This window comes from Pseudomonas sp. NPDC086581, from assembly GCF_044746165.1.
Taxonomy (GTDB): Bacteria; Pseudomonadota; Gammaproteobacteria; order Pseudomonadales; family Pseudomonadaceae; genus Pseudomonas.
The window spans coordinates 26,317-38,499 of the sequence record NZ_JBIVBR010000008.1 but is presented as its reverse complement, the minus strand read 5'-3'; the positions used below and the strand labels follow the sequence as shown (position 1 = coordinate 38,499).

General features: G+C 66.6%; 12 protein-coding genes. 6 read left to right on the top strand and 6 right to left on the bottom strand.

The window, feature by feature from the left end:
* Positions 1-4 precede the first annotated feature (4 nt).
* Together ACIPK7_RS16845 and ACIPK7_RS16840 are read right to left on the bottom strand one after the other, a co-directional pair.
* Positions 5-922 (bottom strand): AAA family ATPase, encoded by a 918-nt coding sequence (locus ACIPK7_RS16845; protein WP_401089042.1) that lies wholly within the window; start codon positions 920-922, stop codon positions 5-7.
* Positions 923-1,034: 112 nt separating this feature from the next.
* Positions 1,035-1,895, bottom strand: a complete 861-nt coding sequence (locus ACIPK7_RS16840) for a LysR family transcriptional regulator (protein ID WP_192432832.1) — start codon at positions 1,893-1,895, stop codon at positions 1,035-1,037.
* Positions 1,896-2,027: 132 nt separating this feature from the next.
* Between ACIPK7_RS16840 and ACIPK7_RS16835 the strand changes: the two genes are divergently transcribed.
* On the top strand, positions 2,028-2,477 hold the full coding sequence (locus ACIPK7_RS16835) for a multidrug/biocide efflux PACE transporter (protein WP_401089040.1): 450 nt from the start codon (positions 2,028-2,030) through the stop codon (positions 2,475-2,477).
* Positions 2,478-2,574: 97 nt separating this feature from the next.
* Here the strand turns inward: ACIPK7_RS16835 and pyrF are convergent, their stop codons facing one another.
* From pyrF to ACIPK7_RS16820, 3 genes are all read right to left on the bottom strand, one after another.
* Positions 2,575-3,273, bottom strand: a complete 699-nt coding sequence (pyrF, locus tag ACIPK7_RS16830) for an orotidine-5'-phosphate decarboxylase (protein WP_192432830.1) — start codon at positions 3,271-3,273, stop codon at positions 2,575-2,577.
* A 100-nt stretch (positions 3,274-3,373) separates the two neighbouring features.
* Complete coding sequence (locus ACIPK7_RS16825; protein WP_401089038.1) at positions 3,374-4,297, bottom strand: response regulator; 924 nt, start codon at positions 4,295-4,297, stop codon at positions 3,374-3,376.
* 2 nt (positions 4,298-4,299) lie between these two features.
* Positions 4,300-5,601 (bottom strand): sensor histidine kinase, encoded by a 1,302-nt coding sequence (locus ACIPK7_RS16820; RefSeq protein WP_401089036.1) that lies wholly within the window; start codon positions 5,599-5,601, stop codon positions 4,300-4,302.
* Between the two features lie 301 nt (positions 5,602-5,902).
* On the opposite strand from ACIPK7_RS16820, the gene eat reads away from it, so the two are divergent.
* The 3 genes from eat to ACIPK7_RS16805 all read left to right on the top strand — a co-directional run bounded on the left by eat (position 5,903) and on the right by ACIPK7_RS16805 (position 8,473).
* Positions 5,903-7,267 carry an ethanolamine permease gene (gene eat / locus ACIPK7_RS16815; RefSeq protein WP_401089035.1) on the top strand — a complete coding sequence of 455 codons (1,365 nt, stop codon included), beginning with the start codon at positions 5,903-5,905 and terminating at the stop codon, positions 7,265-7,267.
* Positions 7,268-7,436: 169 nt separating this feature from the next.
* A complete protein-coding gene (locus tag ACIPK7_RS16810) occupies positions 7,437-7,607 on the top strand; it encodes a DUF2897 family protein (RefSeq protein WP_081518671.1) in 171 nt (56 codons plus the stop codon).
* Between the two features lie 101 nt (positions 7,608-7,708).
* Positions 7,709-8,473: a lysostaphin resistance A-like protein gene (locus ACIPK7_RS16805; protein ID WP_401089033.1), complete on the top strand. Its 765-nt coding sequence runs from the start codon at positions 7,709-7,711 to the stop codon at positions 8,471-8,473.
* Between the two features lie 84 nt (positions 8,474-8,557).
* On the opposite strand, the gene ACIPK7_RS16800 is transcribed toward ACIPK7_RS16805, so the two are convergent.
* The gene (locus tag ACIPK7_RS16800; protein WP_192211008.1) at positions 8,558-9,178 is read right to left on the bottom strand and encodes a TetR/AcrR family transcriptional regulator; all 621 of its coding nucleotides are present in this window, start codon (positions 9,176-9,178) and stop codon (positions 8,558-8,560) included.
* Between the two features lie 219 nt (positions 9,179-9,397).
* Here ACIPK7_RS16800 and ACIPK7_RS16795 point away from each other — a divergent pair, with 219 nt between their 5' ends.
* A complete protein-coding gene (locus ACIPK7_RS16795; protein ID WP_401089031.1) occupies positions 9,398-11,197 on the top strand; it encodes an acyclic terpene utilization AtuA family protein in 1,800 nt (599 codons plus the stop codon).
* 108 nt (positions 11,198-11,305) lie between these two features.
* Complete coding sequence (locus tag ACIPK7_RS16790) at positions 11,306-12,181, top strand: SDR family oxidoreductase (protein ID WP_401089029.1); 876 nt, start codon at positions 11,306-11,308, stop codon at positions 12,179-12,181.
* Positions 12,182-12,183: the final 2 nt, after the last annotated feature.

Below are 12,183 nucleotides of genomic sequence, written 5' to 3'. Positions count from 1 at the left end.
CCCCTCAGAGAGCCGGGACTTCGCGCAGCAACCACTGCACCAGTGCGCCGCCACCATGACCCGCCGGGTCCGCCTGGTCACGCAGGCGGTGGCCTGCCACCGAGGGCAGAACGGCCTGCACGTCTTCAGGGATCACATAGTCGCGCCCGCCCAGCAGCGCCCAGGCACGGGCCGCCGCCAGCAACGCCAGGCTGCCGCGCGGCGACAGGCCAAGGGCGAAGGCCGGCTGGGTGCGAGTGGCCTCCACCAGGCGCAGCACGTAATCCACCAGGGCATCGCTGGCACGCACTTCCAGCACTTCGCCCTGCAGCGCCTGCAGTTCCTGCGGATCGAGCATCGGCTCCATGCGCGGCAGCAGGTCGCGGCGCGCCTCGCCCAGCAGCAGCGCCTTCTCGGCGGCGCGGCCAGGGTAGCCCAGGGACAGGCGCATGAGGAAGCGGTCCAGCTGAGATTCGGGCAGCGCGAAGGTGCCACCCTGGGTCACCGGGTTCTGCGTGGCGATGACGAAGAAGGGCTCGGGCAGCGGACGGGTCGCGCCCTCGATGGTCACCTGCCCCTCCTCCATCGCCTCGAGCAGCGCGCTCTGGCTCTTGGGCGTGGCACGGTTGATCTCGTCGGCCAGCACCAGCTCGGAAAAGATCGGCCCGGCGTGGAAGACGAACTGCCCGGTGTCCTTGTCGAACACCGAGGTGCCCAGCACATCGCCGGGTAACAGGTCGGAGGTGAACTGGATGCGCTGGAAGCTCAGCCCGAGCACCCGCGCCAGCGCATGACTAAGGGTGGTCTTGCCCATGCCGGGCAGGTCTTCGATGAGCAGATGCCCACGCGCCAGCAGGCAGGTCAGCGCCAGTCTTACCTGCACTTCCTTGCCCAGCAGCACCTGATCGACTGCCTTCAGACAATTCTCCAGCTTGGCGTGCATCCCGTCCCTTCCTTACGCGGAAAACTCCGATCCTACTGGTCCACGACGGAGCATCAAAGGCTCCGACACATTTAGTCCGCAATCTGTGATCTAGAGCCGTGATCCAGAGCGCCTAGCGCCCCAGCAGGCGCTCCGCCAACCAACTCGCGGCGGGGCCCAGCCGCCGTTGCCGCGACCAGATCACGTCCACCGCCACCCGGCGTGGCCAGCCAGCGACCTTCAGTTCCTGCATACGCCCACTGGCGAAACGTCCTACCATCCAGCTGGGCAATTCGATCCAGCCGAAGCCCAGTACCGCCATGTCCAGCAATAGCAGGTAGTTGGGCGCGCTCCAGCAGCGGCCGCCGAGCATCGGGGCGGCGTCATCCAGGTAGGTGTTCAGGCGCAGCGCCCGGTACGCCAGCAGGTCCTCGCGCTCTACCTGGGCGCGGCCGGCCAGCGGATGATCGCGGCTGACGAAGAGGCCGAACTCGGCCTGTTCGCTCAGCGTCGCCGAGCTGACGTCCGGTGGGTAATCCTTCTGTGCCGCCAGCAAACCAAGGCTGGCGCGGCCCTGGACGACCAGGTCGAGCACGTCGCTGTCCTCGGCGATCAGCCATTCGAACTCCAGGTCCGGATAACGCGCATCGATCTCCGCCAGCCGGGCCTCGAATTCGGCCGACTGGTAGGTGTCCGACATCGCCAGGGTCACCCGCGACTCCAGTCCTCCGACGAGCTGATGGGCGAGCTGGCCGAGGCGGTCGTTGGCCATCAGCACTTCCTCCACCCGCCCGAGCAGCGCGTGGCCGGCCTCGGTCAGCTGCGGCTGGCGACTGCTGCGGTCGAACAGGGTCAGGCCGAGGTCGATCTCCAGGCGGGCGATGGCCTCGCTGACGGTGGACTGGCTCTTGCCCAGCTTGCGCGCGGCGGCGCTGAACGAGCCCAGGCAGGCGGCCTCGGCGAAGGCCTGCAGGGATTCGGGGGAGTATTGCATGGTGGCAGCCTCTTCCATCGGTTAAGCCGATGGTATCCAACTTAGATCCAGCCGGTCGACCGATGATAATGGCGCCGGACCGACGGAGTCGGCCTTCTCGTGAATTGAGAGCTTTATGCCTGGAGATACCCCATGACTCCCACTAAAACCCTGAAAGAGCGGATGTTCCACGCCGGCCTTTTCGAACTGCTGGCGGTGGTGATCTGCGCACCGACCCTGGCCTGGCTGATGGATAAACCGCTGGGCCACATGGGCGCCATGACCCTGATGTTCTCGGCCATCGCCACCGTATGGAACATGCTGTTCAACGCCGCCTTCGACCGCGCGCAGCGCCGCATGGGCTTCAGCCGCACCCTGGCCGTGCGCGTGCTGCATGCCTCGCTGTTCGAGCTGGGCCTGATCATCCTGCTGGTGCCGCTGGCCGCCTGGTGGCTGTCGGTGAGCCTGCTGGAGGCGTTCATCCTCGACATCGGCCTGGTGCTGTTCTTCCTGCCCTACGCGCTGGTGTTCAACTGGGTGTACGACGTGCTGCGCGAGCGTTGGGTTGGTCGGGCTCAAGCGACCGCTGAAGCACACGGCTAACACTTGTCTCTTCGTAGGAGCGAGCTTGCTCGCTCCTACGAAGAGACACAACAAAAAGCCCGCAGCGATGCGGGCTTTTTGTTGTCCGAAAAAAGCGTCAGGCGAGGCTGGCAGCGATCTCGGCCAGGGCCTTGGCTGGGTCGGCGGCCTGGCTGATCGGGCGGCCGATCACCAGGTAGTCGGAGCCGTTGTCCAGCGCCTGGCGCGGGGTGAGGATGCGGCGCTGGTCGTCCTGGGCGCTGCCGGCCGGACGGATGCCGGGGGTGACCAGTTGCAGCGCCGGGTGCGCGGCCTTCAGCGCGGGCGCTTCCTGGGCGGAGCACACCAGGCCGTCCATGCCAGCCTTTTGGGCGAGACTAGCAAGCCGCAGCACCTGCTCCTGGGGCTCGACGTCCAGGCCGATGCCGGCCAGGTCCTCGCGCTCCATGCTGGTCAGCACGGTCACGCCGATCAGCAGTGGCGACGGGCCATTGAAGGCGTCCAGGGTCTCACGGCAGGCGCTCATCATGCGCAGGCCGCCGGAGCAGTGCACATTGACCATCCACACGCCCATCTCGGCGGCGGCGCGCACGGCCATCGCGGTGGTGTTGGGGATATCGTGGAATTTCAGGTCCAGGAAGACTTCGAAGCCGCGGTTGTTCAGGGTCTCGACGATACCGGCGGCGCAGCTGGTGAACAGCTCCTTGCCCACTTTCACCCGGCACAGTTTCGGGTCCAGCTGGTCGGCCAGCGCCAGCGCGGCTTCGCGGGTGGGGAAATCCAGGGCGACGATGATCGGGGTCTGGCAGGCGGACATGGGCTCTCTCGCGGGTATCGAAAAAATCGGCGCGCATTGTCGCAGAAACGCGCCGACTTCCGTAGCCCGCCCGGCAGGAATGCTGCGTCGCCGACGGCGATCAGGCACTCAGCCGCTCGCGCAGGCGGCCGAGCATGCCCAGCAGGCTGCCGACCTTCTCGCGCTCGCGCTCCTCGCGCGGCACCTCGGCGATGCGGGCGACCTTCTGCTCTGGCTGCGCGCGCCACAGCAGCGCCTGCTCGGCGGCGGCCTTCAGGCCCTTCTCGAACAGCCCGCGACGGATCGGCTTGGGCAGGTAGCGAAAAATCTGCGCCTGGTTGATCAGCGCCAGCAGGTCCTGGGTGTCGCGGAACGGCGTGACGACGATGCTCAGCAGGCGTGGGTGGGCCTGGGCCAGGGACTTGAGCAGCGGCGCGGTGTCCTCGCCGGCAAGCTTGAGGTCGCTGACGAGGATGTCGATCGGCTCGCTGTTCAGCCGCAGGATGGCCTCGGCCAGGTTGCGCGCGCGGTGCAACTGGTGGGTGCCGGCGCTGCAGAACTCGCCGACGCTGGCCAGGGTCTCGGGGTCCTCGTCCAGCAGCAGCACATTGAGCGGCGCTACCACACGGCTGATGGCCTTGGTGTCGATGGGCTCGACCGGCGCCTGGCGCAGGGCGATCTCGGCCGCCTGACGCAGGGTGAAGGCCATTTCCTGCGGGTCCCAGGGCTTGGTCAGGTAGCGGAAGATGCCGCCGCTGTTTAGCGCGTCCACCGCCGCATCGAGGTCGGAGTAGCCGGTCAGCAGGATGCGCAGGGTATCCGGGGCGATCTCCTGGGCCTGGGCCAGCAGCTCGGCGCCGGTCATCTGCGGCATCCGCTGGTCGCTGACGAGGATGTCGATGCGCTCCTCGCGCAGGCGCTGCAGGGCCTTGTGCGGGTCGGTCTCCACCAGCACGTCGTAGTGACGGCGGAACTGCATCGCGAGGCTGCGCAGGATGCGTTCCTCGTCGTCGACGAAGAGGATGCGGACAGGCTGCTGGCTCATGTTCAGGCGCTCCGTTTCAGTTCGCTGACCTGCGCAAGCGGCAGGCTGATGAGGAATCGCGTGCCGCGTCCGGGTTCGGACGCCACGCGGATGCGGCCGCCGTGGTCCTGGACGATCTTGTAGCTGATCGACAGGCCCAGGCCCGTGCCCTGCCCCACCGGCTTGGTGGTGAAGAAGGGGTCGAAGATGCGCGCACGCACCTCCTCGTTCATGCCCTTGCCATTGTCCTGCACCGAGAGGTGCACGTGGGTTTCATCGGCCCAGGATTTCACCTGGATCAGGCCGAACTTCTCCATGGCCTGGGCGGCGTTGGTCAGCAGGTTGAGCAGCACCTGGTTGATCTGGCTGGCGGCGCAGGCGACCTTGGGCAGTGCGCCGAGCTGGGTGGCGACCTCGGCCTTTTCCTTGATGCTGTTGCGGGCGATCAGCAGCGCACTGCGCACGCAGTCGTTGAGGTCGACTTCCTCGCTGCGGGCGCGGTCCAGGCGGGCGAAGTCCTTCAGCCCGCCGACCAGTTCGCCGATCTGCGCCAAGCCGAAGTCGGTATCGCCGAACAGCTGGTCGAGATCGCCCACCAGTTGCTCCAGCGCGACTTCGTCACGGGCCTGCTCGAAGGCGACGCGGGCACGGGTGAGTTGCTCGGGATCGCAGGCAGGATCATCCAGGCACTCGTTGAGTAGGCTCTGCGCCTCGGTCAGGCCCAGCAACGGGATCAGCAGCTCGCGCAGCAGCGCGACATTGTTCTTCACGTAGCCCAGCGGGGTGTTCAGCTCGTGGGCGACGCCGGCGACCATCTGCCCGAGGGAGGCCATCTTCTCCGACTGCACCAGCTGCGCCTGGGATTCGCGCAGGTCCTGCAGGGTCTGGTGGAGCACGCGGTTGCGCTGGGCGACGCGCTGCTCCATGGCCTTGAGCAGGTCGAGCACGGTGCCCAGGCCGAGGTAGCGGCCCTGCTCGTCGATCAGCACGAAGTCCTCGGTGATCGGGTAGCTCAGCTGCGCGGTGACCTGCTGCGAGGCTTCTTCGAGGCTGAGGTCGGCACGCACCTTGAGCGGCTGCGCGTTCATCACGTCGCTGGCCGGGCGGCGGCCCCAGAGGTCGCGGCCGAAGCGCTGCATGAAGATGTCCTGCAGGCCGTTGCGGCTGACCAGCCCCAGCGGCAGGCCGGCGGCGTCCACCACCGGCAGCGAGAGGAAGGAACGGTGCTCGGCGTCGAGGAAGCGCTCAGCCACGTCGCTGATGCTCAGTTCCGGGGCCAAGGGCGCTACCTGGCGCAACAGCTCGTGCAGGGCGCGGGTGGTCATCGGCGAATCTCCGGTCGCTGGGATGGGCGCCAGTAGACCAGCGGCAGATTGCCATCCTGTGACAGCCGTCGCGTGCTCGGGAAGCTTCACGGCGCGGTCATCGCCCTGCAACAAGCGCCGCTGCGGCGCACCCGAACGGGACGCGCGAAACACCTCCGCACCGCTTCGAAGCAGGCGAACAGGTGGCGAATGTTCGCGAAACGACGCGATCAGGCAGTTTGCGACCGGGCTCCGGGGAATGGCACGGCCACTGCACGAACGCACGGGTCGTGTCTTTCATCCTCTGTCCTGGAGACCTCGCATGAGCACGCAACTCAAACCCACCCTCGGCACCCTGCACCTGTGGGGCATTGCCGTGGGCCTGGTGATTTCCGGTGAATATTTCGGCTGGAGCTATGGCTGGGGCGTGGCCGGCACCCTCGGCTTCCTGGTCACCACCCTGCTGGTGGCGACCATGTACACCTGCTTTATCTTCAGCTTCACCGAGCTGACCACCGCCATTCCCCACGCCGGCGGGCCCTTCGCCTACAGCCGCCGCGCCTTCGGCGAGAAAGGCGGGCTGGTGGCCGGGCTCGCCACGCTGATCGAGTTCGTCTTCGCCCCGCCGGCCATTGCCATGGCCATTGGCGCCTACCTCAACGTGCAGTTTCCGTCGCTGGATCCGAAGCACGCGGCAGTCGGCGCGTACCTGATCTTCATGACCCTGAACATCCTCGGCGTCAGCATCGCCGCCACCTTCGAGCTGATCGTCACGATCCTCGCAGTGGCCGAGTTGCTGGTGTTCATGGGCGTAGTGGCGCCGGGCTTCAGCTTCAGCAACTTCGTGCTCAATGGCTGGGCCGGCTCCGACAGCTTCGGCGGCGCAGCGATTGGCGGGATCTTCGCGGCGATCCCCTTCGCCATCTGGTTCTTCCTCGCCATCGAAGGCGCGGCCATGGCGGCCGAGGAAGCCAAAGACCCGAAACGCACCATTCCCAAGGCCTACGTCAGCGGCATCCTGACCCTGGTGGTGCTGGCCCTCGGGGTGATGCTGTTCGCCGGCGGCGCGGGCGACTGGAAGGCCCTCTCGGGAATCAACGACCCACTGCCGCAGGCCATGAAGATGGTGGTCGGCGAGAACTCCGGCTGGCTGCACATGCTGGTGTGGATCGGCCTGTTCGGCCTGGTCGCCAGCTTCCACGGCATCATCCTGGGCTACTCGCGGCAGTTCTTTGCGCTGGCCCGCGCCGGCTACCTGCCGCGCGGCCTGGCCAAGCTGTCGCGCTTCCAGACGCCGCACCGGGCGATCATCGCCGGCGGCCTGGTGGGCATCGCGGCGATCTACAGCGACGGCCTGATCGCCCTGCAGGGCATGAGCCTGACCGCCGCGATGATCACCATGAGCGTGTTCGGCGCCATCGTCATGTACATCATGAGCATGCTCAGCCTGTTCAAGCTGCGCCGCAGCGAACCGGACCTCGAGCGCAGCTTCCGCGCGCCGGGCTTCCCCGTGGTGCCGGGCATCGCCCTGGCGCTGGCCGTGCTGTGCCTGGTGGCGATGATCTGGTTCAACCTGCAGATCGCCGGAATATTCCTGGCCTTCATGGCGGCCGGCTTCGTCTACTTCCAGCTCACCGCCGCCCATCGCGCCAGCGCCCCGGCGGACGCCATGCTCACCGGCGCCTGATAGCTCCGCGAAAGTGAAGAACCCCGGCAACCGCCGGGGTTCTTCTTTGTGGTCGCTCTTACCTGACGCTGGCGGGCTCCGAAGCAATTGGTCTGAACCGGTCCACGCCTGACAAGGTCTGAATCACAGCGTATCGTGACCTTCTATTAATACTGTCGGAGACGGGACCATGCCCTGGTATGCCTGGTTGATCATCGCCCTAGCCTTGGGCTCAATCGTCGGCGCGCTGATGATGCTCCGCGACACCGCGAAGAAGCTCCCGCTCACCGAGGAACAGCTCAAGCGCATTCACGAGCGCAACGCCGAGATGGATGCCAAGGAAGCCGACGACAAGCGGTGAGAGTCGCCTAACTGACTGACGTTTCAGTTAAAAACTGGCCATGGCGATGGCCAGCGGCAATCGAAATTGCCTAGACTGCGCCTCCCTGGATGGAGGAAAGAATGCTCAGGAAACTCCTGCCGCTGCTGCCAATCGTGTTGTTGCTCTGCGGAGTCACGCTGGGTTTCGTCCAGCCGGTGGGGTTGCTGATCGGCGCCGTTTACATCGCCTGGACCCTCTATGGCGAGCATCGCTTGCCGCGCCTGATCTGGTGGCTGGTGTGCCTCGTGCTCAGCATCGCCCTGGCCGCACACCTGCTGCCGGGCACTACCTCCTGGACCCTCTGGCCGGTGCGCCAGCTCAGCCCGGACGCTCCTGTCTATGCGCTGCACCTGTCCTGGGACAAGGCGCTGGTCGGCGCGACCCTGCTCGCCTGGTGGCTGCGCCGCGACTCCGTGCCGACGGAGAAGCGCTCGCCGGACTTCGCCGCCATCGTCATCGTCACCACTCTTTTCGCCGTGCCGCTGGTGGCCGTCGCTGGTGGCCTGGTGGTATGGAACCCGAAATGGCCGCCCGGCTTCTGGCTATGGATGCTGGTCAATGTCTGCGTAATCTCGCTGACCGAGGAAGCCTTCTTCCGCGGTCTGCTGCAGACTGAGTTGGTGCGCCGCCTGGGCGCCGTCGCCGGGGTGGCGGTCGCCAGCGTGCTGTTCGGCATGGTGCACTGGCCGATCAATCCGCTGTTCGCCGTGGTCGCAGGCATCGCCGGCCTGGGCTACGGCCTGGCCTTCCACTTCAGCGGGCGCCTGGCGGTGCCGGTGCTGCTGCATGCGGCGGTGAACTGCCTGCATCTGCTGCTGTTCAGCTATCCGTTGCGGATTATCTGAGAGGGGCAGCGGCAGGCTTCAGGCTTTAGGCCACAGGCGGCGTCAATGCGCTCTTGCCTGCAGCCTGTAGCCTGCCGCTTGTAGCTAATCCCGAATCACCAATAACAACGCCTGCTCGGCCAGCTCGTCGAGGGTCAGGCTGCCTTCGGGGCGGAACCAGGTGATGGACCAGGACAGCGCCCCGGTCAGGAAGCGCCGCAGGATGAACGGGTCGCCCTGGCTGAAGCCGGCCGCGCGGGCCTCTTCCAGCACCTCCAGCCACATCTGCTCGTAGATGTCGCGCAGGCTGAGGATGTAGGCCTGGCCCTCTTCCGATAGCGAGCGCCATTCATAGACCAGCACCGCCATCGCCTCGCCGGTGCCGCCGGTGATCGACTGCAGCTCGCAGCGGATCAGCGCCAGCAAGCGCTCGCGCAAGGTCGTCGCATCGGCAAGCGCGGCACGCATCAGGGCGGTGTTGTAGAGGATGGTTTCCTCCATCACCGAGCGGAGGATTTCGTCCTTGCTCTTGAAGTGATGAAAGATGCTGCCGGACTGGATGCCCACCGCGCCGGCCAGGTCGCGCACCGTGGTGCGCTCGTAGCCCTTGCTGCGGAACAGGTGCGCGGCTGTGTGCAACAGCTTGCCGCGGGCGCTCTCCGGGTCGGTGATCTGCCCGGTCTTGACCAGCTCCAGCATCACTTCGCGGGCTTTGCGGTCATCCACGCTGTTCTCTCCCCATCAGGCCCATCGGCCGATCTGCTCAGGGCGATTCATCGAAACGCCCTGCAAGTGCTTGTGTTGTCTGACGAAATGTAAGCCCCCGAAGCCCAACCAAGCAAGCGCTTGGCCATCCATTGGTTGGGGTTGTCGTACTTTCGGGGCTTTTCAACCAAGCGCTTGCTTGGTAATGTCGATCCATCACTCAGCGTCACGGGCAGAACAATGACTAGAACCGTACGTATCGGCTGCGCCTCCGCCTTCTGGGGCGACACCTCCACTGCCGCCGCACAATTGGTGCGCGGCGCGGAAATGGATTACCTGGTATTCGACTACCTCGCCGAAATCACCATGTCGATCATGGCCGGCGCCCGCCTGAAGAATCCCGAGGCAGGCTACGCCACCGACTTCGTCGAAGTGATGACACCCCTGCTGGGTGACATCGCGGCGAAGCAGGTGCGCGTGATCAGCAACGCCGGCGGGGTGAATCCCGCAGCCTGCGCCAGCGCCCTCGCCGCCGCCTGCGAGAAGGCTGGTGTGGCGCTGAAGATCGCCGTGGTGCACGGCGACAACCTGCAGCCGCGCCTGGGCGAACTGGCCAAGGCCGGCATCCGCGAGATGTTCTCGGGCGCACCGATGCCGCCGATGTGCGTCTCGGTCAACGCCTACCTCGGCGCCCCCGGCATCGTCGAAGCGCTGAAGGCCGGCGCCGATATCGTCATCACCGGCCGCGTGGTGGACAGCGCGGTGGTCAGCGCCGCCCTGGTACACGAATTCGGCTGGGCCTGGAACGACTACGACAAGCTGGCCCAGGCCGCGCTGGCCGGGCACATCATCGAATGCGGCGCGCAGTGCACCGGCGGCAACTTCACCGACTGGGAAAGCGTGCCGGACTACGAGCACATTGGCTTCCCGCTCGTCGAAGTACAGGCCAGCGGCGACTTCGTGGTGACCAAGCCGCAAGGCACCGGCGGGCTGGTGACGCCGCTGTCGGTGGGCGAGCAGATGCTCTACGAGATCGGCGACCCGCGCGCCTACCTGCTGCCCGACGTGGTCTGCGATTTCACCCAGGTCGAACTCGCCCAAGTGGGTGACAACCGCGTGGCCGTCAGCGGCGCACGCGGTCTGCCGCCGACCGGGCAATACAAGGTCAGCGCCACCTATCCGGACGGATTCCGCTGCACCGCCAGCTGCCTGATCGCCGGCATCGACGCGGTGAAGAAGGCCGAGCGAGTCAGCCAGGCGATCATCACCAAGACTGAGGAAATCCTCATGGAACGCGGTTGGGGTCCTTACCGCGAGGTCAGCGTGGAACTGCTCGGCAGCGAAGCCACCTACGGCCCGCACGGGCGCCGCAGCGACAACCGCGAGATCGTCGTGAAGCTTGCCGTGCGGCACAGCCGCAAGGAAGCGCTGGTGCTGTTCTCCCGCGAGATCGCCCAGGCCGCCACCGGCATGGCGCCGGGCCTGACCGGCATCGTCGGCGGCCGACCGACCGTGTACCCGGTGATCCGCCTGTTCTCCTTCCTGATCGACAAGGACCGCTGCGAGCTGGCTGTGGACATCGACGGTGAGCGCCACGGCGCCGCCCTGCCCGCCCTCGGCACCTTCGACCCGACCGCACTGGCCGACGACTTTCCCGTACCGGCCGCCAGCGGCCCGGCCCAGGCCAGCGTACCGCTGGTGAAGCTGGCCGTGGCGCGCTCCGGCGACAAGGGCAACCACAGCAATATCGGCGTCATGGCCCGCAAGGCCGAATACCTGCCGTGGATCGCCGAGGCGCTGAGCGAAGGCGCCGTGGCCGAGTGGATGCAGCACGTGCTCGACCCGCAGCTTGGCCGCGTCAGCCGCTGGCACCTGCCCGGCACCCACAGCCTGAACTTCCTGCTGGAGAACGCCCTGGGCGGCGGCGGCGTCGCGAGCCTGCGCATCGACCCGCAGGGCAAGGCTTTCGCCCAGCAGTTGCTGGAATTCCCGGTGGCGGTGCCGCAGCACATCGCCGATGAAGTGAACGCGCGCCAATGAAATGAACGTAGGGCGGATAACGCCACCAGCGTTATCCGCCAATCACCAACGGCGAATGAAGCGTGCCGCTTCATTCGCCCTACGGGATACCTCGGAGTCAGAACAACAATGAGCTACGACTCGATCTTCAAGCCCGGCCTGTTCGACGGCCAGACCATCATCGTCACCGGCGGCGGCAGCGGCATCGGCCGTTGCACCGCCCATGAGCTGGCGGCCCTCGGCGCCCACGTGGTGCTGGTCGGACGCAAAGCCGAGAAGCTGGAGAAGACCGCTGGTGAAATCATCGAGGACGGCGGCAGCGCCAGCTGGCACAGCTGCGACATCCGCGACGAAGAAGCGGTGAAGGCGCTGGTGGCGCAGGTCCTCGCCGAGCGCGGGCCGATCCATCACCTGGTCAACAACGCCGGCGGCCAGTACCCCGCGCCGCTGGCCTCGATCAACCTGAAGGGCTTCGAGGCCGTGGTGCGCACCAACCTGGTGGGCGGCTTCCTGATGGCCCGCGAAGTGTTCAACCAGAGCCTGAGCAAGACTGGCGGCAGCATCGTCAACATGCTCGCCGACATGTGGGGCGGCATGCCTGGCATGGGCCACTCCGGCGCCGCCCGCGCCGGCATGGAGAACTTCACCAAGACCGCTGCCATCGAGTGGGGCCACGCCGGGGTGCGGGTCAACGCCGTGGCGCCCGGTTGGGTCGCTTCCAGCGGCATGGACACCTACGAGGGAGCGTTCAAGGCGGTGATCCCGACCCTGCGCGAGCACGTGCCGCTCAAGCGCATCGGTACCGAGTCGGAAGTCTCCGCCGCCATCGTCTTCCTGCTCTCTCCCGGCGCCGCCTTCATCAGCGGCAACACCATTCGCATCGACGGCGCCGCCAGCCAGGGCAGCCGCGCCTTCCCGTTGGTGAAGGGCAAGCCGGGGCAGAGCCGTTCCTACAACGGTTTCCACCGCGCCTACCTGCCCGACGTGCTGAAGGATCAGGAGTAAGC

Bases quoted from the DNA above. Each gene is read 5' to 3' on its own strand.
- ACIPK7_RS16845 (WP_401089042.1), bottom strand. From the start codon at position 922: ATGCACGCCAAGCTGGAGAATTGTCTGAAGGCAGTCGATCAGGTGCTG.
- ACIPK7_RS16840 (WP_192432832.1), bottom strand. From the start codon at position 1,895: ATGCAATACTCCCCCGAATCCCTGCAGGCCTTCGCCGAGGCCGCCTGC.
- ACIPK7_RS16835 (WP_401089040.1), top strand. From the start codon at position 2,028: ATGACTCCCACTAAAACCCTGAAAGAGCGGATGTTCCACGCCGGCCTT.
- pyrF (WP_192432830.1), bottom strand. From the start codon at position 3,273: ATGTCCGCCTGCCAGACCCCGATCATCGTCGCCCTGGATTTCCCCACC.
- ACIPK7_RS16825 (WP_401089038.1), bottom strand. From the start codon at position 4,297: ATGAGCCAGCAGCCTGTCCGCATCCTCTTCGTCGACGACGAGGAACGC.
- ACIPK7_RS16820 (WP_401089036.1), bottom strand. From the start codon at position 5,601: ATGACCACCCGCGCCCTGCACGAGCTGTTGCGCCAGGTAGCGCCCTTG.
- eat (WP_401089035.1), top strand. From the start codon at position 5,903: ATGAGCACGCAACTCAAACCCACCCTCGGCACCCTGCACCTGTGGGGC.
- ACIPK7_RS16810 (WP_081518671.1), top strand. From the start codon at position 7,437: ATGCCCTGGTATGCCTGGTTGATCATCGCCCTAGCCTTGGGCTCAATC.
- ACIPK7_RS16805 (WP_401089033.1), top strand. From the start codon at position 7,709: ATGCTCAGGAAACTCCTGCCGCTGCTGCCAATCGTGTTGTTGCTCTGC.
- ACIPK7_RS16795 (WP_401089031.1), top strand. From the start codon at position 9,398: ATGACTAGAACCGTACGTATCGGCTGCGCCTCCGCCTTCTGGGGCGAC.
- ACIPK7_RS16790 (WP_401089029.1), top strand. From the start codon at position 11,306: ATGAGCTACGACTCGATCTTCAAGCCCGGCCTGTTCGACGGCCAGACC.